This is a genomic window from Nocardia sp. JMUB6875 (assembly GCF_041154655.1).
Classification (GTDB): Bacteria; Actinomycetota; Actinomycetes; order Mycobacteriales; family Mycobacteriaceae; genus Nocardia.
In genome coordinates this window covers 1-23311 of the sequence record NZ_BAAFGR010000132.1, presented here as the reverse complement: position 1 = coordinate 23311, position 23311 = coordinate 1, and the positions used below count along the sequence as shown (strand labels likewise).

At 67.7% G+C, this 23311-nt stretch carries 24 protein-coding genes; 11 read left to right on the top strand and 13 right to left on the bottom strand.

The features are described from left to right. Positions 1-202: 202 nt before the first annotated feature. Positions 203-1591 carry an FAD-binding protein gene (locus ACAM49_RS28595; RefSeq protein WP_369638652.1) on the top strand — a complete coding sequence of 463 codons (1389 nt, stop codon included), beginning with the start codon at positions 203-205 and terminating at the stop codon, positions 1589-1591. On the opposite strand, the gene ACAM49_RS28590 is transcribed toward ACAM49_RS28595, so the two are convergent. The 5 genes from ACAM49_RS28590 to ACAM49_RS28570 all read right to left on the bottom strand — a co-directional run bounded on the left by ACAM49_RS28590 (position 1572) and on the right by ACAM49_RS28570 (position 5636). After that, positions 1572-2129 carry a hypothetical protein gene (locus ACAM49_RS28590; RefSeq protein WP_369638651.1) on the bottom strand — a complete coding sequence of 186 codons (558 nt, stop codon included), beginning with the start codon at positions 2127-2129 and terminating at the stop codon, positions 1572-1574. The two genes, ACAM49_RS28595 and ACAM49_RS28590, sit on opposite strands and share 20 nt — an antisense overlap. Then, the gene (locus ACAM49_RS28585; protein ID WP_369638650.1) at positions 2126-3259 is read right to left on the bottom strand and encodes a hypothetical protein; all 1134 of its coding nucleotides are present in this window, start codon (positions 3257-3259) and stop codon (positions 2126-2128) included. Before ACAM49_RS28585 ends, ACAM49_RS28590 begins: the two co-directional genes overlap by 4 nt. Before the next feature lie 15 nt (positions 3260-3274). After that, positions 3275-3676: a FixH family protein gene (locus tag ACAM49_RS28580; protein WP_369638649.1), complete on the bottom strand. Its 402-nt coding sequence runs from the start codon at positions 3674-3676 to the stop codon at positions 3275-3277. Continuing rightward, positions 3673-5163, bottom strand: coding sequence for a hypothetical protein (locus ACAM49_RS28575; protein ID WP_369638648.1), 1491 nt, complete (start codon positions 5161-5163; stop codon positions 3673-3675). Before ACAM49_RS28575 ends, ACAM49_RS28580 begins: the two co-directional genes overlap by 4 nt. A gap of 92 nt (positions 5164-5255) precedes the next feature. Beyond that, positions 5256-5636, bottom strand: a complete 381-nt coding sequence (locus ACAM49_RS28570; RefSeq protein ID WP_369638647.1) for a hypothetical protein — start codon at positions 5634-5636, stop codon at positions 5256-5258. Positions 5637-5788: 152 nt separating this feature from the next. On the opposite strand from ACAM49_RS28570, the gene ACAM49_RS28565 reads away from it, so the two are divergent. Beyond that, entirely contained in the window at positions 5789-6355 is a 567-nt protein-coding gene (locus ACAM49_RS28565) for a PadR family transcriptional regulator (RefSeq protein ID WP_369638646.1), read from the top strand. A 96-nt stretch (positions 6356-6451) separates the two neighbouring features. Then, positions 6452-7078 carry a TetR/AcrR family transcriptional regulator gene (locus ACAM49_RS28560; protein ID WP_369638645.1) on the top strand — a complete coding sequence of 209 codons (627 nt, stop codon included), beginning with the start codon at positions 6452-6454 and terminating at the stop codon, positions 7076-7078. Here the strand turns inward: ACAM49_RS28560 and ACAM49_RS28555 are convergent, their stop codons facing one another. After that, the gene (locus ACAM49_RS28555; protein WP_369638644.1) at positions 7079-8011 is read right to left on the bottom strand and encodes an alpha/beta fold hydrolase; all 933 of its coding nucleotides are present in this window, start codon (positions 8009-8011) and stop codon (positions 7079-7081) included. 169 nt (positions 8012-8180) lie between these two features. Here ACAM49_RS28555 and ACAM49_RS28550 point away from each other — a divergent pair, with 169 nt between their 5' ends. The 3 genes from ACAM49_RS28550 (at position 8181) to ACAM49_RS28540 (ending at position 11381) form a co-directional block, all read left to right on the top strand. After that, the gene (locus ACAM49_RS28550) at positions 8181-9005 is read left to right on the top strand and encodes an SDR family oxidoreductase (RefSeq protein ID WP_369638643.1); all 825 of its coding nucleotides are present in this window, start codon (positions 8181-8183) and stop codon (positions 9003-9005) included. Between the two features lie 52 nt (positions 9006-9057). Then, positions 9058-10077: a phosphotransferase family protein gene (locus ACAM49_RS28545; RefSeq protein ID WP_369638642.1), complete on the top strand. Its 1020-nt coding sequence runs from the start codon at positions 9058-9060 to the stop codon at positions 10075-10077. Positions 10078-10157: 80 nt separating this feature from the next. Next, positions 10158-11381 (top strand): acyl-CoA dehydrogenase family protein, encoded by a 1224-nt coding sequence (locus tag ACAM49_RS28540; RefSeq protein ID WP_369638641.1) that lies wholly within the window; start codon positions 10158-10160, stop codon positions 11379-11381. Between the two features lie 17 nt (positions 11382-11398). Here the strand turns inward: ACAM49_RS28540 and ACAM49_RS28535 are convergent, their stop codons facing one another. Next, entirely contained in the window at positions 11399-12091 is a 693-nt protein-coding gene (locus ACAM49_RS28535; RefSeq protein ID WP_369638640.1) for a type 1 glutamine amidotransferase domain-containing protein, read from the bottom strand. Positions 12092-12501: 410 nt separating this feature from the next. On the opposite strand from ACAM49_RS28535, the gene ACAM49_RS28530 reads away from it, so the two are divergent. Both ACAM49_RS28530 and ACAM49_RS28525 read left to right on the top strand, forming a co-directional pair. Beyond that, positions 12502-12903: a GtrA family protein gene (locus ACAM49_RS28530; protein ID WP_369638653.1), complete on the top strand. Its 402-nt coding sequence runs from the start codon at positions 12502-12504 to the stop codon at positions 12901-12903. A gap of 104 nt (positions 12904-13007) precedes the next feature. Next, a complete protein-coding gene (locus tag ACAM49_RS28525) occupies positions 13008-13484 on the top strand; it encodes an RDD family protein (RefSeq protein ID WP_369638639.1) in 477 nt (158 codons plus the stop codon). A gap of 21 nt (positions 13485-13505) precedes the next feature. Here the strand turns inward: ACAM49_RS28525 and ACAM49_RS28520 are convergent, their stop codons facing one another. Continuing rightward, on the bottom strand, positions 13506-13922 hold the full coding sequence (locus ACAM49_RS28520; protein ID WP_369638638.1) for a hypothetical protein: 417 nt from the start codon (positions 13920-13922) through the stop codon (positions 13506-13508). Positions 13923-13996: 74 nt separating this feature from the next. On the opposite strand from ACAM49_RS28520, the gene ACAM49_RS28515 reads away from it, so the two are divergent. Then, positions 13997-15022 carry a glycoside hydrolase family 6 protein gene (locus tag ACAM49_RS28515; protein ID WP_369638637.1) on the top strand — a complete coding sequence of 342 codons (1026 nt, stop codon included), beginning with the start codon at positions 13997-13999 and terminating at the stop codon, positions 15020-15022. Between the two features lie 16 nt (positions 15023-15038). On the opposite strand, the gene ACAM49_RS28510 is transcribed toward ACAM49_RS28515, so the two are convergent. The 3 genes from ACAM49_RS28510 to ACAM49_RS28500 form a co-directional block, all read right to left on the bottom strand. Then, positions 15039-16997 carry a galactose oxidase-like domain-containing protein gene (locus ACAM49_RS28510; RefSeq protein ID WP_369638636.1) on the bottom strand — a complete coding sequence of 653 codons (1959 nt, stop codon included), beginning with the start codon at positions 16995-16997 and terminating at the stop codon, positions 15039-15041. Beyond that, on the bottom strand, positions 16991-18775 hold the full coding sequence (locus ACAM49_RS28505; RefSeq protein ID WP_369638635.1) for a glycosyltransferase family 2 protein: 1785 nt from the start codon (positions 18773-18775) through the stop codon (positions 16991-16993). The genes ACAM49_RS28510 and ACAM49_RS28505 overlap by 7 nt, the downstream gene beginning before the upstream one ends. 312 nt (positions 18776-19087) lie before the next feature. Continuing rightward, positions 19088-19696, bottom strand: a complete 609-nt coding sequence (locus ACAM49_RS28500; protein ID WP_369638634.1) for a maleylpyruvate isomerase N-terminal domain-containing protein — start codon at positions 19694-19696, stop codon at positions 19088-19090. Between the two features lie 55 nt (positions 19697-19751). On the opposite strand from ACAM49_RS28500, the gene ACAM49_RS28495 reads away from it, so the two are divergent. Then, positions 19752-20504 carry an SDR family oxidoreductase gene (locus ACAM49_RS28495; protein WP_369638633.1) on the top strand — a complete coding sequence of 251 codons (753 nt, stop codon included), beginning with the start codon at positions 19752-19754 and terminating at the stop codon, positions 20502-20504. A gap of 25 nt (positions 20505-20529) precedes the next feature. Here the strand turns inward: ACAM49_RS28495 and ACAM49_RS28490 are convergent, their stop codons facing one another. Beyond that, the gene (locus ACAM49_RS28490; protein ID WP_369638632.1) at positions 20530-21411 is read right to left on the bottom strand and encodes an RNA polymerase sigma-70 factor; all 882 of its coding nucleotides are present in this window, start codon (positions 21409-21411) and stop codon (positions 20530-20532) included. A gap of 102 nt (positions 21412-21513) precedes the next feature. On the opposite strand from ACAM49_RS28490, the gene ACAM49_RS28485 reads away from it, so the two are divergent. Beyond that, complete coding sequence (locus ACAM49_RS28485; RefSeq protein WP_369638631.1) at positions 21514-21696, top strand: DUF6374 family protein; 183 nt, start codon at positions 21514-21516, stop codon at positions 21694-21696. Here ACAM49_RS28485 and ACAM49_RS28480 read toward each other — a convergent pair. Then, positions 21684-23273, bottom strand: a complete 1590-nt coding sequence (locus ACAM49_RS28480; protein ID WP_369638630.1) for a regulator — start codon at positions 23271-23273, stop codon at positions 21684-21686. The two genes, ACAM49_RS28485 and ACAM49_RS28480, sit on opposite strands and share 13 nt — an antisense overlap. Between the last annotated feature and the right edge of the window lie 38 nt (positions 23274-23311).

Genomic DNA, 23311 nt, shown 5'->3' with positions numbered 1-23311 from the left:
GGCTGGGGGTGGGGGTGGGTGTTTGGTGAGCACGGGTGTCGCGTTGGTGATCGTGTTGGGGGTGTTGATGGTGGCTGCGCCCGTGGCTTGGCGGATTCTCGGATAGGCACACTGATCGCCGAGGGGGCTGCGATCAGCTGTCAGGGTCTTCACAGGAGACGCCGTTACGGTGGCCACCGTGAATTTCATCAAAGGGGGATCGATGATCGAACAACGGCCGCTGGTCGGGTGGGCGCGAACCGCGTCGTCTGTGGCGCAGGTGCTTTCGACACCTGATCTCGACACCGTCGCAAGGGCCGTCGGTACGGCGGGTGCGCGCGGGGTGATCGCGCGTGGTCTGGGGCGCAGCTACGGGGATCCCGCGCAGAACGGTGGCGGCCTGGTCGTCGATATGACGGCCTTCGATCGGATCCATGACATCGATCCCGACAGCGGTGTGGTCGATGTCGACGCGGGGGTCAGTCTCGACAGGTTGATGAGAGCGGTACTGCCGCAGGGGTTGTGGGTGCCGGTCTTGCCGGGTACCCGGCAGGTGACCGTGGGCGGGGCCATCGCCTCCGATATTCATGGGAAGAACCATCATTCGCATGGGAGCTTCGGCAATCATGTGGTGTCGATGGATCTGCTCACCGCGGATGGGGCGGTGCGGACCCTGACACCGGAGGGCGCGGAGTCCGAACTGTTCTGGGCCACGGTCGGCGGGATGGGGCTGACGGGGATCATCGTGCGCGCCCGAGTTCGGATGAAGCACACCGAGACCGCGTATTTCATCGTCGACAACGACCGCACGGCCAACCTCGACGAGACCATGGAGCTGCTCACCGGCGGGTCCGATGACGGCTATGAGTATTCGATGTCGGTGCCGGACACCATCAGCACCGGGGCGAAGCTCGGCCGGGCCGGGTTCAGTCGCGGGTCGCTGGCGACGCTGGATCAGCTGCCGGTGAAATTGCGGCGCGATCCGCTGAGATTCGATGCGCCGCAGCTGTTCACGGTGCCAGACATCTTCCCGAACGGGATGGTCAACAACCTCACCATTCGGATGGCCGCCGAGGTCACCCATCGGTTCTATCCGAAGCACGCGCGCGGGCGGATTCAGAATCTGACGCAGTTCTATCACCCCCTGGACCTGCTGGGGGAATGGAATCGCGCCTATGGGCGGCGCGGGTTCCTGCAGTACCAGTTCTCCATGCCGTTCGGGGCGGAACAGCAACTGGCCGAGGCGGTTCGCGCCATCGCGCACTCGGGGCACCGCTCGTTCCTGAACGTCTTCAAGCGGATGGGTTCGAGCAATCCGGCCCCGCTGTCCTGGCCGCATCCAGGATTCATGCTCAGTCTGGATTTCCCGCTGAAACCCGGTCTGGCCGAGTTCTGTTCGGAACTCGACCGGCGGGTTCTCGATGCGGGCGGCCGTCTTTACTTCGCCAAGGACTCCCGCACGACGCCCGAGATGATCCGTGCGATGTATCCGCGCCTCGACGAGTGGCGACGGATTCGGGACGCTGTCGACCCCGAACGGATCTTCGCGTCCGACCTGTCACGCCGTCTCCACCTCGTCGAAGACGGTGACGCTATACGGGCTGGGGGATAGGGGCAGCCGCTGCCCGGCGGCGGGTGCGTCGCCAGGCGTAGGCCAGGAAGATGATCAGGCCGATCAGCGGGACCGTGCTGATCGCCCAGCTCAAACCCATTGGGGGACCGGGCTGTTCGAGGACCGTGAGGTCGGTGAGCTCGCCTTTGCCGGGGCCTTGGGGGCCGTCGATGGCGAAGCGGAAGGTCCACGCTCCCTGCTGGTCGAGGGACCGGACATCCAGGCCCCAATCCTCGCGTTTACGCGGATGGCGGGAGAGGGGCTCGATGCGGCGGGTTTTGCCGTTGGGCTGAACCTCGGTGAGGGTGCCGGACTTGTCGGCGATACCGCCATCGGGGATGAAGGTGAAGTCCAGGGATTGCATTGCGCGCAAAGGCCATTGGCTGAAACCGATGGTCAGCGAATACGGTCCCGCCTGGACGCGTTCGGTGTGGACGATATTGACCGGCTCGTAGGCCGAGGCCGGACCGGCGGCGGCCATCGAGACGGCCAAGACCGCGAGCAGCGTTGCGACGGCGGCGAACAGACGCTTGATCATGCGAGGGTCTCCTGGCTCGGAGCGGTCAGACGGAGCATGGTGCCGAAGCGCCAGCCGAGGAAGCCGCCCAGCGCGCCGAGGACGGCGGCGGCGACGGTGGTGGCGACGATGACCTCGCCGCGCGGGTAGTGGGCGTCGTAGATCAGCACGATCTGGACGGGATTGAGGCCGCCGATGATCGCGCCGCCGAGGGCGCCGACGAGGGTGGGGACCAGGCGGGCGGTGCGCGTCGGATCGGGAGAGGTCCAGCGCATCAGGCCGTCGATCACCAGGCCGACCAGGATCACGCAGAACGGGATCAAGGCGGGGGTGACGGGAATGCCGCGAATGTGTTCGCGCATCGGCAATCCCACGAAATCGGCGTAGGTGCGCGCCGCCCACGGCGCGAACCACCAGAACACGGCCTGGGTGCCGGAGGCGGCGACGGCGGTGATGGTCGCGCCCCAGCGGATGAAGCCCGCGCCCGCGATCAGCAGCAGGATCACCATGAACGCGGTGACCGCCACCGTCCAGCGAATGGTCCCGGCGCTGAGCCGCTGCACCGCCAGCGCGGTCACGGTGGAGCTGGTCGCCAGATGCGCGAGCGAGAGCAGCGCCCCGATGCGCCCCCAGGTATGGGCGCGCGCCGCCGCGAAGACGATCACCGTGCCCACCGAGATCACGGTGCTGGACAGGAACAATCCGATGTGCGGCGGCGAATCGATGACCGCGTCGAAGCCGTAGAGGCTGTGCCACCACAGATCCCACAGCCCGTACAGCAGGAACGAGGCCGCGCCCAGCGCCGCCACCATGTACCCGAGCGGCGCGGTGAACGTGCGCCCGAACACGCCGATGCCCGGCCCGCCCAGTTCACCGTCCACACGTCGTCCGGCGCGCCCTGCCGCCGAGGTGATGAGAATGACCGTCAGTCCGGTGAATCCGGCCACCGCCGCACTCGCGTAGATGAACAGGTGCGGCAGCGTGAAGAAGGTGTCTGGCCCGACATCGGAGTGCCACTGGATATCCCAGGTGGAACCGATGGAGAAGGTGAGGCTGGCCGCGAACAGAATGGCCGCGGGTAGCCAGGGGCGAAGGGTGACGGGTGCGCTCGCCTCGGCGGTTCTTACGCGCCCGTTGGCGGTGAGGTCCATGTGCTGCTCCTGCAATCAGTTGGCCTGGACGGAGAAGACGGCGCTACCGGATCCCGGTGCGCCGGACAGTTTCACGGCGATCTCCCACTGCCCGGGCATGGGGAGATTCACCGTCGCGCGATAGTGGCCTGGGGTGACGGCGGTGGCGGTGCTCGGCGGCAGCGCGTGACCCATCTGCGGCATGGCGGGTTCCACCGACACCCGATCCGGTGTCGCGGAATCGCCGCGCTGATCGGTGATGTCGAGATCCACGGTGTTGTCGCCGGTGCGCGCGGAATCGACCCGCAGCGCCACCAGATAGGGCCCGGCCGCACTGCGCGCCACCGGTTTCGAGTCATCGGAGGGCCACAGCCACCAGGTCGCCAGGGCGGCCACGAGCAGGACGGCGGCGACCAGCACGCCGCGCCGCGCGGTCATCGCGGGCCTCCCGCACGCACATCGACGGTGGCGGGCAGGGTCATGACGGAATACCCCCGTTCGGCTTGCGCCCACACCAGATACCGGCCGGGCTGCGGAAAAGTGAAGGTGAAGGCCACATTCGGGCCGTAGGCGGCGACGGTCTCGTCCGGCGGCTGCGCGCCGACCGCGGGCAGGGCCGTCATGGCGTGCGCATGCGCCCAGATCGGGACGGTCGCCGCGGCGGTGCCGGTCGGAACACCGTCCGGCAGCGGGCCGACCGCGATGAGATGGCCCAGCATCCCCAGCCAGGGTTGTAGGTCGGCGGGTCCGCCGAAAGCCGCGGTGAGCGTGGTGGGTTCACCCGCGACGGCTTCGGTGGCGGTGAGCGTCCCGGACCCGGTCGCGGGCGTCCCCGGTCCGGCCGCGGGTGACCCCGCCACTGTCGTGGTCGCTCCGGGCGTGGGATCGACCAGGCCGGAGCCGGATTCGCCGTTCGCATGCAGCGAGCCGCGCAGCAACTGCACGCCACCGCCGCGTCGCGCGATCTCGGCCGCCACGGCATAGTCGCCGGATTCGTTGAGCCCCAGCTCGACCCGATACTCCCCGGGCGCGACACGGATCGGATGCCGATGCCAGAACTGGCCGCCGGGTCCCACCACCATGAGATGCAGCAGTGCGTCATCGGTGACGAGTAGATCGTCCACGGCCCGCCCGGTCGCCGAATCGGTCAGCGACAGCTGCAATTCCGTGGTGTCGCCCGCCGGTCGCGCCGTGCGCACCGTCAGATTCACCGGCGGCCGTGAGTAATTCGTGGTCAGCGGCAGATCCCGCTCCGGGAACGGATTCCCGGCATTCCCCGACGTCGGATCCAGCAGGCTCCCCGCAGGGCGCGGCTGGGGCGCGCTCGCCGACAGCACCGCCCCGGTGGTCCCGACCGTCAGCGCGGCGACCAACGCCCCCACCGGAATCAGCGTCGGCCACCCGCGTTTCGACAGCACCGCGGTCCCCAGCGCCACCAGCAGCAGCACTCCGGCCGCGAAGAATCCGCCGTAGGCCGCCCGCTCCCAGGGTGTTACGACCCGAGCCGCGACCAGAAACGGAATCCGCGCGGTGCGCTCCCCATCGGAGACGGCCAATTCCCAAGGCCCCGCATGATCCACCCGCAACGTCGCCGAATACGGCCCGGGCTGGCTCCCGAGTTCCACGGTCCCCGAGGAATTCTCCCCACCCTGATCGACCGGCGTCGCGGTCAAGCTCAGCCTCCCCGGCGCGGTCCCCACGTGCGTGACCACATCCACCCGCAACGGTCCCGGCTCACTGCGCCGCACGATCACCGTCAACTCCCGCCCGCCCAGCGACTGCGCCACGCTGAGGTCGCCCCCGCTCGCCGCCCCATCGGCCCGGGCGGCGGGAGCGGTCATCACGACGAGTCCGAGCAATAGCGCGCCGAGCACACCCGCCACCAGGTATGCGCCGCGCAGGCGAACGATCAACGGCGGCTGCACCATTCCGAAACTACCGAAAACTCCGCCGAGGCAAATCCCACCCACGGGGGATGCCTGATCAGGGTCCGTTCAGGGTCCGGCCCCCAGCGTGGTCAGGCCAGGGATTCGAGCAGCCAGGACGGGCCGACGGTGGTGGCGCCCAATGATTCGACGCGGGAACGCAATCCGCGATCGGCCGTCACCACGGTGACCGGTCGGTTCGCGATGCCCTCCGCAACCACATCGACGATGGCGTCATCACCGGACCGATCGGCCAATACCAGCCGCAGCCCCTCGTAGTCACCGTCCCCGGCGGCCTTGGCGGCACCCTCGAGCACCACAACCACCGATGCGTCGGGCAGCCGCTCCCGCAGCACATCCAACTGAGCCAGCAACCGCCGAGCGGCACCGGCCCGATCCCGCCACCACCCATCCGGCCGCGACCCCACCACATTGGCGGCATCGATCACGATCAAGCGCTCGGCATCCTCCACCCCACCAGTCTCCACGGCCTGTGTGCCCGCGCTGTCGCCGGGTTGCGGGCGTGTACTCAATAAATTAAGCGAGGTCCTCCTCGGGTTCCGTGACCTTCGCCGGGTGAGTAGACAAGAAGTTGAATAATCCGAGTCGCTGATAACCTGGGCCGATGGCGCTTCGCAATGCGGTCCTGGCCACCCTGCTGGAGGGTGAGGCCTCCGGGTACGACCTGGCCAAGGGGTTCGATGCCTCGGTCGCCAATTTCTGGCTCGCGACGCCGCAGCAGCTCTACAAGGAGTTGGAGCGGATGTCGGCGGAGGGGCTCATCGAGACGCGGGTGGTCGAGCAGGAGCGGCGGCCCAACAAGCGGGTGCACGCGATTACCTCGGCCGGGCGGGCGGCATTGCATGAATTCATTGCCGAGCCTTCGAAGCCCACCGCTATTCGTGACGAGATGATGGTCAAGGTTCAGGCGATGGACGAGGGCGATGCTCCGGCCGTCCGGGCCGCCGTGGCCGCCAAGCTGGAGTGGTCGAGGGCGAAGCTGGCCCGGTACGAGCGGTTGCGTGGCCGTCTGTTGGACGGCCGCAGTGAGCAGGCTTATCTGACCGAGGTCGAGCGGATCGGGCCGTATCTGAGCCTGTTGCGCGGAATCGCGCTCGAGCAGGAGAACATTCGCTGGGCCGAGTTCGTGCTGCCGGTGCTGGATCGGCGGATCGCGGCGGCGGGCGGGTAGCCGTCGCCTGCCGGTTGCCGCGCGGATTGATACGGTGGCCGCCTGGCAAGTTGTCCGCGGAAGAACAGGCAGTGATCAGCGTTGGCGTCCGAACCGATGGCAGGGGAGAGCGAATCGCGCCGTGGTGCCCCGCGCACCAAACGGGGTGAGCGGACCCGCAGCGCCCTGATCGCCGCCGCCCGCGAGGTCTTCGAACGCGACGGCTACCTCGACGCCAAGATCGCCGACATCTCCAAGACCGCGGGCATGGCCTCGGGCTCGTTCTACACCTACTTCGACAGCAAGGAAGAGATCTTCGCCGCGCTGGTCGAACAGGTCTCGGAGGAGATGCTGCACCCGCATGTCCGCGAGCGCAGCGGCATCACCGATCCGCGCGCGCTCATCGAGGCCGCCAATCGTGATTACCTGTTGTCCTACAAGCGCAACGCCCGCCTGATGGCCCTGTTCGAGCAGGTCGCCCACATCGACGAGAACTTCCGCCGCCTGCGCGTGGAACGCGGCAAGGCGTTCGCCCAGCGCAATGCCCGCATGATCCGCGACCTGCAGGACTCCGGCCGCGCCAGCGCCGACCTCGATCCCATGATCACCGCGCACGCGCTCTCGGGCATGGTCAGCCGCATGGCGAACCTGGTTTTCGTTCAACACCAGCGCATCCCGTTCGAGAAACTGGTCACCACGCTGACCGAACTCTGGGTCAACGCGATTCAGCTGAAATCCGACTGATCAGCTCAGTCCGCGCAGGAAATCGAGCAGCGCGGCATTGACCTCTTCCGGCCGCTCTTGCTGAATCCAGTGGCCCGCGCCCTCGAGGATGACCGTCGCACGCAGGTCGCTGAGCAGTGCGGACATCTTGTGCAGCGGCGTGAATTGGATGACGGGATCGGTGGATCCGGCGATGAACAGTGACGGCTGGCCGATCTTCACGCCCTCGAGGTGCGCGGTGCGCTCCCAGGTGCGGTCCAGATTGCGGTAGTAGTTGAGCCCGCCGGTGAATCCCGTCGCGGTGAAAGCCTCGACGTAGTACTCGAATTCGGCCGCGCTGATCCACTCGGGCAACGGCGGCAGCGGGTCGCTCGTGTTCAGGAACGACTTGGCGCTCATGATGCCGTCCTGCAGCAGGATCCGTCGCACGTCGGCGTTCAGCACCGGATCGGCCACGCCCGGTTCCTGGAACCAGATCATGTAGAAGTCCTCGCCGAGACGCGACCGCATGATCGCCGTCGGCGGCCCCGACGAGCGCGGCGTCGCGGGCACGCTCAGCCCCGCCACCGCCCGCACCCGCTCCGGATGGTCACGCGCCAGATGCCACACCACCGACGCGCCCCAGTCGTGACCCACGAAGACGGCGTCCTCGAGCCCGTAGGCGTCGAGCAATCCGACCAGGTCCTCACAGATGGTGAGCATGTCGTACTGATCGACCGCCTCTGGCCGCGAACTGCCGCCGTACCCGCGCATATCCGGTGTCAGCGTCCGATATCCCGCCTCGGCCACCGCGAAAACCTGATGCCGCCAGGAGAATCCGAGCTCCGGGAACCCGTGGCAGAACACCACCGGCACCCCTTCACCATGCTCGACGACCTGCAACTCGATCCCATTGGCCGGCACCAGCCTGCTGCCCAGCCGCTTCCACTCGTCCACCAGTTGTGTTTGCTGCACCGGTTGTTCACCTCATCTTCCGGAGCCACGAGGGGCGACCGTGTCGGTTGACGCCGGACCGACCGTCAACTTGAATCCGACGTAGATTTCATATTTCCATCAACCGGCCCACCCGATCCAGCCCGAGACGGCGAAATCGATTGCCGGTATTGGCCGGAGGGAGCTCTACGTGCAGGTCGCGGGCAGGAACGCCATTGTCACCGGCGGCGGTGGCGGCATCGGCGGCGCGCTGGCCGCGCGGCTGGTGCGCGCGGGCGCGCGGGTCGTGGTCGCCGATCTCGATGCCGCGGCGGCGGACGCCGTGGTGGCCGGAGTCGAGGCGGAATTTCCGGGCGCGGCCGTCGCGGCCGGGGGAGACGTCTCCGATCCGGTCTGTATCGAGGCGCTCATCGCCCGCTGCGCGGCCGAATTCGGCCCGGTCGATCTGTATTTCGCCAATGCGGGCGTGATCGGCCCGGTCGGGCTGGGCGAGGACAAGGACTGGGCGACCATCCTCGACGTGAACCTCAATGCCCACATCCGCGCGGCCCGGCTGCTGGTCCCGGGCTGGCTGGAACGCGGCGAAGGCTATTTCATCGGCACCGCGTCGGCCGCGGGCCTGCTCACCCAGATCGGTTCGGCCGCATACTCGGTCACCAAGCACGCGGCCGTCGGATTCGCCGAATGGCTGTCGGTGACCTACGGCGACCGCGGGATTCGCGTCAGCTGCCTGTGCCCGATGGGCGTGGAGACCCCGCTGCTGCGGGCGGGCGAGAACTCCGGGGACGCGCTCGGCATGGCCGCGACCCGGGCCGTCACCGAGGCGGGCGCGGTGCTCACCCCCGACTCGGTCGCCGAATTGGTGCTGGCGGCCGTCGATGACGAGCGATTCCTGATCCTGCCCCATCCGGAGGTGCTCGATATGTACCGTCGCAAGGGTGCCGACTACGACCGCTGGCTGTCGGGCATGCGGCACTACCAGGCACGCCTGCTCGAGCAGACCGACGGCCACTGAGTCGTGGCTGCATCGACGGCACTGGGTATCAACGAAGATATCGGGAGACGAATTGAGTGACGAGCTACCGGGCCTCGACCTCGAACGACTTGCGTTGTGGCTGGCCGAGACTCGGCCGGGCCTGGTCAACGGCCCGCTGACCGGCCGTTTGATCGCGGGCGGGAAATCCAATCTGACCTACGAGGTCGGCGACGGCACCGCCTCCTGGATCGTGCGCCGCCCGCCGCTGGGCCACGTGCTGGCCACCGCCCACGACATGGCCCGCGAACACCGCGTCATCACCGCCCTGGCCGACACCGCCGTCCCCGTTCCCGTCACCTACGCGCTGTGCGAGGACCCCGAAATCATCGGCGCGCCTTTCTATGTCATGGAACGGGTCCAGGGCACCCCCTACCGCACCGCCGACGAGTTGAAGCCCCTGGGCAGCGACCGGACCCACCGCATCGCCACGGGCCTCATCGACACCCTCGCGGCCCTGCACACCGTCGATCCCGTCGCGGTCGGCCTGGGCGACTTCGGCCGCCCCGACGGATTCCTCGAACGCCAGGTCCGCCGCTGGAAGAAGCAGCTCGACGCCTCCTACAGCCGCGACCTGCCCGCCGCCGACGAACTGCACGAACTGCTGACCAAACACCTTCCGGCGCAATCGGCCACCGGCATCGTGCACGGCGACTACCGCCTCGACAATGTCCTCGTCGACGACACCGACCGGGTCGCGGCCGTCATCGACTGGGAGATGGCCACCCTCGGCGACCCGCTCACCGATATCGGCCTGCTGCTGGTCTATCAGCGCATGAGCGACGTCGGCCTGACCGGCGTCAGCGATGTCGCGCTCGCACCCGGCTATCCATCCGAATCCGAAGTGCGGGAACGCTATTCGGAACGCACCGGCCGCGACCTGTCCGGGATCGGGTTCTACATCGCGCTCGCCTCGTTCAAGCTGGCGGTGATCAGCGAGGGCATCTACTTCCGCTATAGCCACGGCCAGACCGTCGGCTCGGGTTTCGAGCACTTCGGCGACGGCGTCGAACCGCTGCTTCGGGCCGGGCTGGCCGCGCTCGGGGAGTCCTGATCCGGGACCCAGAGTTGAATCCGGAATCAAGTTCACGTACCGTCCGAAATCGGAAAACACGCCACTGTCAGGAGTTTTCGATGTTCGAGCTGTCGGAGAAGGCCCTCCGCTACCGCGACGAGCTGCTCGCCTTCATGGACGAGCACATCTACCCCGCCGAGGCGGTGTACGAGGCGCAGATGGCCGAATCCGGCGACCCGCACTTCCAGCCGCCGATAGTCGAGGAACTCAAGACCGAGGCGAAGAAGCGGGGCCTGTGGAACCTCTTCCATCCGCATCCGGAGTGGGGTCCGGGCCTGACCAATCTCGAGTACGCGCCGTTGGCCGAGATCATGGGCCGCAGTGCGCATCTGGCGCCCGAGGCCACCAACTGTTCGGCACCCGACACCGGGAACATGGAGGTGCTGACGCTGTTCGGCACGGCCGAGCACCAGGAGCAGTGGCTGCGGCCGCTGCTCGAGGGTGAGATCCGCTCGGCCTTCGCCATGACCGAGCCCGCCGTCGCGAGCTCCGATGCCACCAATATCCAGCTGCGCATGGAACGCGACGGCGAGGACTACGTCCTCAACGGCCGCAAGTGGTGGACTTCCAATGCCCTGCACCGCAATTGCAAGGTGCTCATCGTGATGGGCAAGACCGACACCACCGCCGCGGTGCACCGGCAGCAGTCGATGATGGTCGTGCCGATCGACACCCCCGGCGTGACTGTCCAGCGCGGCCTGCCGGTCTTCGGCTACCAGGACCGCGAGGGCCACGCCGAGGTGACCTTCGAGAACGTCCGGGTACCCAAGACCGCGCTGCTCGCCGGTGAGGGCGACGGGTTCATGATCAGCCAGGCGCGCCTGGGTCCCGGCCGCATCCACCACTGCATGCGCTCGATCGGCATGGCCGAACGCGCCCTGGACCTGATGATCGACCGCGCCCAGTCGCGCACGACCTTCGGTGAGCCGGTGGCGAATCGGGCCAATATCCAGGACTGGATCGCCGAGTCCCGCATCGAGATCGACATGGCCCGGCTGCTGACGCTCAAGGCCGCGTACCTGATGGACACGGTCGGCAACAAGGCCGCGCGCACCGAGATCGCCGCCATCAAGGTGGCCGCGCCCAATGTCGCGCTGAAGGTGGTGGATCGGGCCATTCAGGTGCACGGCGGCGGCGGTGTCTCCGATGACTTCCCGCTGGCCAGCATGTACGCGCACCTGCGCACCCTGCGCCTGGCCGATGGGCCGGACGAGGTGCACAAGCGCTCGATCGCGCAGTGGGAACTGCGCCGCCGCGACCCGAACTGGGGCAAGAAGGCGTAATTACAGCGCCGTCGTAATTACAAGGCCCGCAACAACTCCGCGGCCAGCGGAGCCGAGGACGCCGGATTCTGTCCCGTGTACAGATTCCGGTCGACCTCGATGTGCGGGGCCCACGGCTCCCCGACGCGGAAGTCCACGCCGAGCGCCTCCAGCCGGTCCTGCAACAGCCATTTGGCCTTGTCGGCGAAACCGGCCTGCGTCTCTTCGGCATTGGTGAAGCCGGTGACCCGGTACCCGGCGAACGGCGAGCTGCCTTCCGCGTCGGCGGTGGCCAGCAGCGCCGCGGGCGCATGGCAGACGACGCCCAGCGGCTTGCCCGACGCGAGCGCGTCGTTGAGCAGCTTGCCCGACACCGGATCGACCGCGAGATCCTCCATCGGCCCGTGCCCGCCCGGGTAGTAGACCGCGTCGAACTCGCCGAGGTCCACCGACGCGAGATCCACGGGCTTGGCGAGTTCGCTCGCCGCGTCCAGGATTTCGGCGATCCGCGCCGCGCCCGCCGCGCCGCCGTTCGCCTCGGGCGCCAGGCTGCCCCGGTCGATCGCGGGCACCACCGCGCCCGGCGTCGCCACCACGATCTCGTGCCCCGCCTTCGTGAACGCCTCGTACGGCGCGACGAACTCCTCCGCCCAGTAGCCGGTCGGATGCTTGCTGCCGTCGGCCAACGTCCAGTAATCGACGCCGGTCATGACGAACAGGATCTTTGCCATCGAACTCTCCTCGCGTGCCTCGGTTGCGAATACCACGCTAGGCAGTGCCGATATCTGCCCGCCAATAGCGCATCCTATGCCCGGTATCGAGAATTCGATGAGTAGGCGGGAATACACAGGCCCGGCCTGTTACCGGTTCGATCCGCCCGCCAGATATCACTACCGAACGTTTCGAACTAGGCGAGGACCACCCGATGACCAGCGCCGCGATCCCCGGCATGCGCCTGACAGTGACGTGTCAGGCCGATGTCAGTGCGGTGTAAGCGGGGCTGACGACAGTGGTCCTCGTGAACAGCACAGCATTCGCCGCCCCCGGGACCATCGATCTGAGCATCGGGACCGACGCCTACCCGGCGCTGCGTACCGCGGCGCTCGAGCGGGGCACGGCGGCACTCGAGCGGGCCGCCCGTGTGCGGGCGTTCCTGCGCGGCGATCACGCGCTCGCTCAGCTGATCCGGTTCGCCCTGGTCGGCGGGATGAGCAATATCGCGTACGCACTGCTGTTCATGGCCATGAACGGGATCGGCCCGCTGGTCGCCAATATCGCCGGATCGATCGTCAGCACGGTGATCGCCAATGAGCTGCACCGCCAGCTCACCTTCCAGGCGGCCGGGCGCGTCGGCTGGTTCAAGGCCCAGTGGGAGGGCGGCGGCCTGGCCCTGATCGGGCTGCTGGTCAGCACCGCGGCACTGGCCGGACTCGGCTTCTGGGCCCCCGGCCTCGGCGAGCTCGCCCAGGCCGGCGCGGTGATCGCGATCATGGCCGCGGTGGGCGGGGCGCGGTTCGTGGCGCTGCGCGGATTCGTGTTCTGAGTGATCAGGTTCAGGGTCCGGGTCCGGGCCTTCCCTGATGCGCGGGCCGGTTTCCGGTCGCAGGATGGAATGAGAGTGATATGTGGTCGATACGAGGAGGAACCATGACCACGGGTGGATACGGCTACGACCCGTACGCGGGGGCGGTCGTCGGGGTGACCCCGGCCGGGATCGGCAGCCGCGCGCTCGCCCGATTCATCGACTGGATCATCGCCGGCATCGTCGGCGGCATTCTGTTCTGGATCCTGGACAAGGGTTCGGGCCTGCCCGGGTGGGCCTCGATCCTGCCGGGCGCGGGCTTCGGATTCCTCTACTTCGTGTTCTTCGAGGTGGCCAGCGGTTCGACGCCGGGCAAGAAGCTGCTCGGCCTGCACGTCAACGGTTCTCGCGGCGCGGCCAAGCCGAGCCTCGCGGACTCCGCCAAGCGCAATGCCTACATGCTGCTGAACCTGATTCCGTGGATCGGTGGGCTGCTGTGGTTCTGCGCGGCGATCGCCATCGCGGTCACGGTGAGCGCGAGCCCCACCAAGCAGGGCTGGCACGACAACTTCGCCGACGGCACCCAGGTCGTCAAACGCTGATCGCCGAACCGGCTGCGGGCCTCAACGTTCGGCCCGCAGCCAGTCGGTGACGAGGGCGAAGTGGGTGTCGCCGAGGCCCTCGACGGGATCGACCCGGACGAGCAGGGCCGGCGCGGGGTGATTGGCCGCGACCCAGGTCCGGTCGTGGTGGCGGATCTCGTCGTCGATCCAGATGAACGGGCGGCCCGCGGCCTGGGCGACGAGAGTGCGGGTCTTCCAGTGCAATTCGTCGGGGTAATAGTCGCCTATCGGGTATTCGGGCAGCACCACCACCGGTAGCTGGGGAAAGCCCAGCAAGGGCGACAGGTCCACATTCGCGCGGGCGCCCCAGCCGGTGGCCCAGCGCAGGTCGCAATGCAGTGCCAGCAGACGGGCGCCCAGGGCCGGAGTCAGGCGGGACAGACCCGCCGTGCCGCGGGGGAGAAGGGTGCCGTCCACGTCCAGGAAGAGTATCGGTCGGCTCGGATCGCCGTGCACGGAAACTATTGTGGGGGACCGGCATACTGTTGGGCATGCGTCGAGGATCGGGGTGGGTTCGGCCATGGGCTTTCCGGGTGGGCACGGTGTGCGCGGTGGCCCTGCAGTTGATGCTGACCGGATGCGGCAAGGGGCCCGCCGAACCCGCACCGCCCACGGCGGCCGTGCCGCAGCGCAACGCGCCCGGCAGTGCCGAATATCTGCTGGAGTCCAGCGACAAGTACTACGCGGACCTGCGCGCCACCCTGCCGACCGTCAATGACGCCCGCGTGCGGGCGAATCTCGAACGGCTGATCCGGACCCCGGTGGCCGAATGGCTCCCGCGCGACCTGGACATCACGGTGGGAACCATCCGCCAGGACATCGCCCGGGCGCACACCACCGAATCCATTCCGATGTTCGTCGCCTACGCCATCCCGGGCCGCGACCTGCACGGGGAATCCGGTGGGGGACAGGCCGGAATGGACGCCTACAAGCAGTGGATCACCGGAGTCAGCGACGCCATCGGTACGAACCCGGCAATCGTGATCCTGGAACCCGACGCCCTCGCCCACACCACCGAGATGAACGAGCCCGACCGCGCGGCCCGCCTGTCACTCCTGTCCTTCGCCTACGCCCAACTGCAGCAACACAATCCGGCAACCGCGGTATACGTCGACGTCGGCAACAGCACCTGGGTCGATCCGGCCCGGGTAGCCGAACTGCTCCGCGCGGTAAGCCCCTCCCAACCGGTCTCCGGCATCTCCCTCAATGTGGCCAACCGCCGCCCCGAGGCCGAAATCCGCGCCTACGCCACCCGAATCGAACAGGCCTACGGCCACCAGCTGTTCGTCATGATCGACAACTCGGTCAACGGCGCCCCCAACACCGCCGACCTGGTGGCCTGGTGCAACCCCCAGGGCCAAAAAGTCGGCACCCTCCCCACCACCCGCTTCGACCCCACCGCCCTCATCGAACACGCCTTCATCAAAACCCCCGGCCAATCCGACGGCCGCTGCGGCACCAGCGACCAACCCGCCGGCGAATTCGACCGCCAACTCCTCCTGGATCAACTCTCCTAGCCGAGAGTGGCCCTGGTTAGTCGAGGTGGACCCACTTCGCGGTGCTGGGCACGCCTGCGGAATTGACCGCGAAGAGCATGTAGTAGCCCGAGGGGGCGAGGGCGGGGTTCTCTGGAACGGCCACGGACAGGCCCGAATCCGTGCGCGTGATCGGGAGATCGACGATGCGCTCGTTGGTGTCGGTGACGTGGGTGATGGCCGCCGGGGTGAGTAGGCGGAGGTACTTCACGTCCGCCGCCGCGGGCACCTCGGCCAGGGTGGAACCCACTGTGTACTCGAAACTCTCACCGCGGCGGATCTCTGCGGGGCCGCTGGTGATCACCGGGCGGGCTACGGAGCCGCCGTCCGGTTTGTACAGGTATGGGGGCGTATAGATTTCGATGCGGCGTTCGAACTTGCCGGGGAGGGTGTTCTTCTTGTCGGCGAACAGGGGGTTGGAGCCGTCGGTCATGATTTGGCCGGAGGGCAGGAGAACCGCTGTCGAGTGGTAGTCGCGGCCTACCGTAGGGTCGGCCATGGGGCGCAGGCCGCCCTGTTGGTCGAGGAGGTAGGCGGAGAGGATGTCGCTGGAGCCGCGGCCGCGGTAGTCGTTGGCGCCGTTGGTGATGAAGACGTCGCCGGTGGGGAGCGGGACCAGGTTCGGGTAGCGGGTGCCCTGGGGCAGGACGGCCAGTGGCTCGAACTTGGGCGAGGCCGCCTTCAGGTCGACGATGTCGATGCGGCCGGTGGACAGGGACGAATCGCCCACGCCGCCACCGCCGACCACCAGCAGGCGTTGGTCCTGGACCGGGCCCAGCCAGGTCGAGGATCCGGTCTCGAGCATGTTCGGGTCCCGCAGGCCGGGGACCAGTTGGAACGAATTGTCGGTCAGATTCCAGATTCCCGGGTCGCGATGCTCCTCGGCCGGGCCCCAGCCGGTGGTCGGTCCGCTGAAGAACAAACGGTCGGCTACCGCGGTCTGGAATACCGCGGGATAGGTGGGCAGGATGCGGCGCAGGTCGTCGCGCTCGACCCATTTCCTGGTCGCCGGATCGTAGATCTCGGTCTGCCCGTCCAGAATTCGCCCGGCGCCGTCCAGCCCGGAGGTGACCATCACCTTGCCGTCGGCCAGCCGGGTGAGCGTCGGGTACCAGCGGGCGTAATTCATGCTGCCCACGGCCTCGTAGGTTTCGGTCCACGGATTGAACAGGTACGAGGCGTCGATGCCCTGGTATTCCTTCTTCTTCAACGCCATTTCCGGCGCGAAGCCGTACAGGTTCTGCTGCTGGGCGAAGCTCAGCCCGCCGATCATGTAGTGGTCGTTGCGATCCCAGACGCCGTCGGTGCCGGTGGCCTCGGCCGAGACGTACACATTGCGGTCGGTCGCGGACACCTTGTAGGTGACCGGATCCTTGATCGCGGGCGGCACGGTGATATCGCGATCGGAGCGATACACCTTCCCGCTCTCCTTGCCGGTGAATGCCGTTCCCTTGGGCAGGAATCCGGGGTGATCGGGATCCTCGTTGCGGATCGTCATATACCCGCCCGCGTGCGTGAGATTCTCCGGCAGCACCTCGTAACTGCCGGTCCCGCCCGCGATGAGAATGGTGCCGTCGGCCAGATAGGCGTGATCGGAACAGAACAGATCCACCGGCGTATCGATGCGCTTGGCGGTCCGGGTCTCCGGATCGAAGATCAGCGAATTGTAGACGGACTTATCGGAATTGTGGTGATCGTTGCCGCTGCCCGCGATGAGCAGCACCTTGCCGGTCGGCAACACGATCGAATGAATGATATTGGCGTCGATATCCTTCGGCAGCGTGACGACCTCCCAATAGCCGTAGCGCGCCTTGTAGGAATCGGAATTGATGAGCCGATTGTGCTGGAAGCGATGATAGAGCGCCGCCACCGTCGCGGTGGTCGCGATCGCCAGCGTGCCGACCACGACCACGGTCACCACCCAGCGAACGAATCGGGTCGGCGTCTTCTTCAGCACGCCCGCTCCTCCTCCCGGACCTCGACGACCTCGAAGGCGGTGGCGGTCTTGGTCTTCCGGCGCGCGCTCCAGGCCACGAACAGCGGATTGAGCCGCCACACCAGGATCGGCGCGGCCGAGATCAGCGCCCCGAACACCGGCCACATGAGGGTGGCCGCGGCCGCCCAGCCGCGCAGGGTGGTGAGCACCGCGACGGCGATGTAGAACACCAGCCACATCAGGTTGAGCCGGAAGGTGAACCAGCCGTCACCCTTGCTCTTGGAACCCTTGGGCGTCACATCGAATCCGGCCGGGCGCCGCAGCAGACATTTGATCAGCGAATTCGCGTACACAGGCGCGGTGATGACGCTCATGAACATGCCGTAGACGCCCCACGAATTGCTCGTCTCGTACGGGCTCACATTGTGGCGGCGCACCCACGTGTACAGCATCATCTGGCTGACCGACGCCCAGCCGTAGAACAGGAACCAGCTGTCCGGCGACACCACCGCGCCACTGACGCCGAACCAGCTGAAAATGGCCACATTCGCCGCACCCAGCAGCCACACCGACCCCATGACCGGATAGAACGCCATCAGCAGCAGGTAATGCGCGACCCGCGCCGGAGTCCGCCACATGCGCAGCATCTGAATGATGAACGGGCCGAACAGCATATGCTCGATCGCGCCGCGCGCCCACCGGTTCTGCTGCTTGTAGAAATCACCCCACGAAGCGGGCCCTTCGCCATGCGCCAGCAGATCCGGGGTGTACACGCCCTTCCAATGCCGCCCGGTCTCCGGATTGCGTTGCGGCAGAATGGCGAAACTCGTCGCCATATCCTCGGTGATGGAGGGCTGAATGCCGCCGATATCGCTCAGCACGCTCATCCGCACCGCATAACTGGTCCCCACCAGCATCGGCGCACCGTGCGCATTGGCGGCGGTCTGGATCAGGCTGTGGAACACGAACTGCTGGCTCTCGGCCAGTTTCGCGACCACGTTCTCCTCGGCGTTCGCATACGCCTGCGGCCCGGCGACATACGCGACATCGGGATCGTTGAAATAGCCGAGCATCCGCTCCCCGAATTCGGCCATCGGCTTGTGATCGGGATCGATGCCCATGACCACGTCATAGCGCGGCAGCTCCGGATCGGCGCGGATCATGTCCAGCCCGGCATTGATGTTGCCGAACTTGGTGCGGGTTTCGAAAGGGCCCTTGCGCTGGTGGTACCGCTCCTTGCCGCCGCGGGTCAGATACCGCACCCGATTGCCGTGGCGGCGATCGACGGCGGCTACCAGCTCGCGTACCTTCCCGGGGTGGTCGGGATCACCCTCGTCCAGCACGAACACATCGAAGACGCCCGGCTGCCGATGCCGAATATCCTTGGCCGCCAGCAGGGTTCGCTCCAGCACCGCGATGTCCTCGCTGCGCGGCACGAAGGTGATGAGCAGCGCCACGTTCAGGCCCGGACGGGCGCGGATCGGCACCGGTTTGCGCGCCAGGGCCGTGGTCAGCGACATGGCCAGCACCAGCGCGAATCTGATCACCTCCACGGTGACCACCAGCGTCACCATGATGATGGCGATGGTCCCGAACTGCTCGTACTTGTCGGTCGCGCCGAGGCCGTTGTCGACCAGCCACAGCACATACCCACCGCCCAGTCCGGTCGAGACCAGGGAGAGCGTGACGGTCAGCAGTCGCCGGCGTCTGCCCTCCAGATGCCGGAACGACACCGCATCGCCGACACCGTCGAGCACCTCCCCGGTGACGGTCGCCTTGGCCCTCCGGGTGGAGTCCAAATCCTGTGCACTGTAAGAACTTTCGGTATCGTCCGTTTCGGTCCGACGCGGACCGTAGACACCCGAAAAAACCACGGACAGCAACGTATCCCCCCTGCTGAAGCGGGCCCCACACGAACTTTCGTTCAACGCCGAACGCCTCAGCCAGAGATTAGCAGAGCGAACCCCATCACGCGGTTCGATCCACTTGGGCCGCAACGCATTCCGGCTACCGAACGGTTACTCTCCCGTGCTCGGCCGCACTGCCGCCCCACGTGCCCGGATATTCGCTGCCGGGCCCCGATCCGTTTCACCCGACCTGCGCGAACCCGGCTACCGCAGGATCGGCACGACCGCCTCGGCGGGCCCGCGGCCGGTGACCGCCTCGATGAACGCCGTCGACGGAGGCACGGCGGCAAGGATTTCCACGGTGCGCCGCAGGGCGGCCTCGGGTGGGGGCGGCCCGCCGATCGCCGCGATCAGGTCCAGCAGATGCACGGTCGCCTCGATGACGCCGATCTCGGCCACCGCCCGGAAGCTCACACTGCCCAGCACCGGATGCGCGATACCGGCCGCGGGCTCGGCCTCCGACAGCAGCGCGAGCATGACCGGACCGTTGGTCAGGAAGTATTCGATCACGGCCGCGGGGCCGGCCGCCGCCTCGTGCCGTGCCCGCTCGGCGACATCGGCGGCCATGGTGTGCGCCGCGCCGCCGGGAAGATTGAACCGCCGGAGCATGTCCGGCCCATCGGTGACCAGGGGTTCGGCCACGCGGGGGCCGCGCAGGTAGTCCAGCACCGACGGCCCCGGCGCGACGTGCGCGAGCAGGTCCCGCACCCGCCATCCGGGGAGCCGGGTCGGCGCCGTCCACTGGTCATCGGTCAACGCGGGCACCCGTCGGGCCCAGTCCTGCCAAACCTGCTCCAGCACTGCGATATCCATGCGAAACCCCGGTGCGGTCGTCGGTGACTCCATTATGGTGCCTACGCTCGGACCCGTGAGCACTTCCAAGATCGTTCTCGTGACCGGGGCCGGAACCGGGCTGGGCCGGGCCTTCACCCATGCGCTGACCGCGGCCGGGCATCAGGTCGTCGCGGTCGGGCGCACCGCCGCCACGCTGGAGGAGGCGGTGGCGAGCGCGCCCGGACCCGGTGCGGCGGAGGCTTTCCGGGCCGATGTCACCGATGCGGCGGCCGTGGTCGATCTGTTCGCGCACATCGTGCAGCGGTGGGGGCGGCTGGATGTGCTGGTGAACAATGCCGGAATGTTCGGACCCACCAAGCCCATCGACGAGGTGTCGGTGGACGAGTGGAAACAGGTCGTCGACGTCAATCTGACCGGTGCGTTCCTGTGCGCGCAGGCCGCGTTCCGACTCATGAGGAACCAGGACCCGCAGGGTGGGCGGATCATCAACAACGGATCCATCTCCGCGCACACGCCGCGCCCGCACGCCGTCGGCTACACGGCGAGCAAGCACGGCATCACGGGGCTCACCAAGGCCCTCGCCCTGGAGGGCCGCGCGCACAATATCGCCGCGGGGCAGATCGATATCGGCAATGCCGCAACCGAACTCACCGCGGGCATCGCGTCGGGCTCGCTGCAGGCCGACGGCAGCATCCGGCCCGAACCCACCATCGACGCCGCGATCGTGGCGCGGGTGGTGGCCCAGCAGGTGGAGCTGCCGCTGGACGTCAATGTCCCCTTCCAGACCGTGATGGCCAACGGCATGCCCTACATCGGCCGCGGCTGAGCCAGATCCGACGCGGTGGCCGGGCTCAGCGACTGAGTTCGGTCACCTGCTCCATGTGCGTGTGCTTCTCCGGATTGCGCACCGAGTACAGCCCGGTGATGAGCCCGTCGTCGATGCGCAGTGCCAGCACGGTGTCGATCTCGCCGAGCCGCCGGATGAGCAGCGCCGGATGCCCGTTGACCATCGAGGTCTCGAACGACACGTCCGGGCCGAGCGTCGACCAGCCCTTGGTGAACAGCCGGGCCACCTTGTTCGCCCCGGTGATCGGCTGCGGCAGCGCCGACCGGATCCCGCCGCCGTCGCCGAGCGCCACCACATCGGGCGCGAGCAGATCCAGCAGCGTCTGCAGGTCCCCGGTCTCGACCGCGCGCTGGAACGCGTCGAGCACCTCACGCGACTCGGCCGCCGACACCGCGCCCCGCGGCCGTCGCGCGGCCACGTGCGAGCGCGCCCGGTGCGCGATCTGCCGGACCGCCGCCGGGGTCTTGTCGACCGCCTCGGCGATCTCGTCGTAGGGCAGATCGAAGACCTCGCGCAGCACGAACACCGCCCGCTCGGTCGGCGTCAGCGTCTCCATCACCAGCAGCATGGCCATCGAAACGCTTTCGGCCAGTTCGACATCCTCGGCCACGTCGGGCGCGGTCAGCAACGGCTCGGGCAACCAGGGACCGACATACGACTCCTTGCGCCGCCCCAGCGTCCGCAACCTGCCCAGCGCCTGCCGCGTGGTGATCCGCACCAGGTACGCCCGCTGATCGATCACCGTCTCCAGATCGACCCCCGTCCACTTCAGCCACGTCTCCTGCAGCACGTCCTCGGCGTCCGCCGCCGATCCGAGCATCTCGTAGGCAACGGTGAACAGCAGATTCCGGTGCGTGACGAACGCGTCGGTAGCGGCCGTGGTCATGGGTGCTCCCATCTCCTTCTCGGGCATGTCACCACTAGACACCACAACCGCCGATCCTGTGACACTCGAACAAACGTTCTACTCGAGGTATCGTACGGCCCCATGCCGGAACTCTCCCGCCGCGACTGGGCGACGATGAACCTCAAAGAGGTCCAGCGCCAACTCCTGAAGGCCGCCTCCTTCGGCAAGGTCCTCTCGCCCGAGCAGCTCGAGAACGCGGCGGGCAAGATCGGCGAAGGCCTGCGCATCTTCCTCGAGGAGACCGACGACCGTCATGAAGGCTGAGGTTGCTCTTCCTCCGCGGGAGCGGTGACGGCCCGGGTGCCGCGCAGCAGGGAACAGGCCAGGCAGACGAGGCCGAAGAAGAGGTAGCCGAGGGCGACCTTCGGTGCGGCCGCCCAGGCTACCTCGGGAGCGTGGATGAGGCCGATGAAGCTGAGCAGGGCGCCGACCGCCGAGGCGAGAGCGGCTGCGCGGAAACGCTTTTCGAGGATGAAGGTGACCATGGTGCCGAGGACCAGACCGGCCAGGACCGCGCCCTCACCGAGGGTTCGCAGGCCGTCGTAGACCACTCCGGCCTGTCCGAGTGCGCTCATGCCGATCTTGTCGGCGCTGGTGCCCGCCGCGGAGAGGGCATTGTCGATCTGGCCGACGCCCCACTGCGCCAGGTTGGGCAGCAGGGCGGCCACCACCGCCACCGCGTGCAGGCGCGGGACCGCCTGGAAGGCCTGGGCGCCGATCAACAGGCCGATGTAGAGCAGGATGGGCACGATCGCTGGGATGGGCAGCAGGGTGGCCAGGATGCCGAAAAGGCCCAGCAGGCACATCAATCCGATGATCGCGCCGGACGCCAGCGAGTAGCCGGTGCGGCCGCCGGCGTCCTTCCAGCCGGGATGGCCGATGTAGACGGCGGGCGGGAAGGGGGAGCCGAAGCCGGAGCCGATGACGGCGCCGAAACCGTCGGCCAGCAGCACGCTGCGCAGGTTGTAGTTGTCGCCCGCCGCGGCGGCGCTCTCCACATTGCTCATCGCCTCGGTGAAGTTGTAGACGCCCAAGGGAATCGCGGTGGCCAGCAGCGGACCCAGATGCGAGAGCCCGTCGAAGAGCAGGTGCAGCCGCAGATCCGGCAGCCCGAGCGCGATGTCGTGCGCGGCCTTGGAGACATCCGGCACCGACATGTAGCCGCCGATCCAGCCGATGGCGGTGCCCACCAGCAGGGCCACCAACCCGACCGGAACATTGCCCGGCAGCCGCACATCGGTGAAGAAGCCGATGAGGATGATGGCCAGCACCGGCAGCCCGATCCAGGCCGCCTCCCACATCTGCGCGGCCGGGCGCATGGAGATGAAGGTGATGGAGATGCCCGCCAGGGTGCCGAGCATGGCCGCGCGCGGGGTGATCCGGCGAATGTAGGGCCCGACGAACGCGCCGATCATGACGATCACGCCGATCATGAACGCCCACGCCAGCCCGGCCGACCACGCCCGCATCGGATCATTGGTCTTCAGGTAGATCGGCAGCATGACCACGAACACGACGATGAACATGTGCGGCACGCTCGGCCCGTACGGCAGGGCGGTGACCGTCGCCCGGCCCTCGCGGCGGGCCAGTCGCCGGGCCAGCAGCATGTAGTAGAGGTTGCCCAGCACCAGCGCGACCCCGAGCGCGGGCAGCACGGTGCCGAGCACGTCGTGGGCCGGAATCTTGACCACCGCGATGGTCAGCGTGGTCAGGGTCAGGACGTTGACGAGGATGTTGAACGACAACCCGAAGAAGGCATTGGTGTCGCCGCGGGTCCACCACGGCAGCGACAACGGTGCGGCACTGCCGGTTTCACCGGGCCGCTTGGTTTCGACGGACATGGGTCTTCCTGTTCACTGGGCCGGGCTGGGGGAGAAGG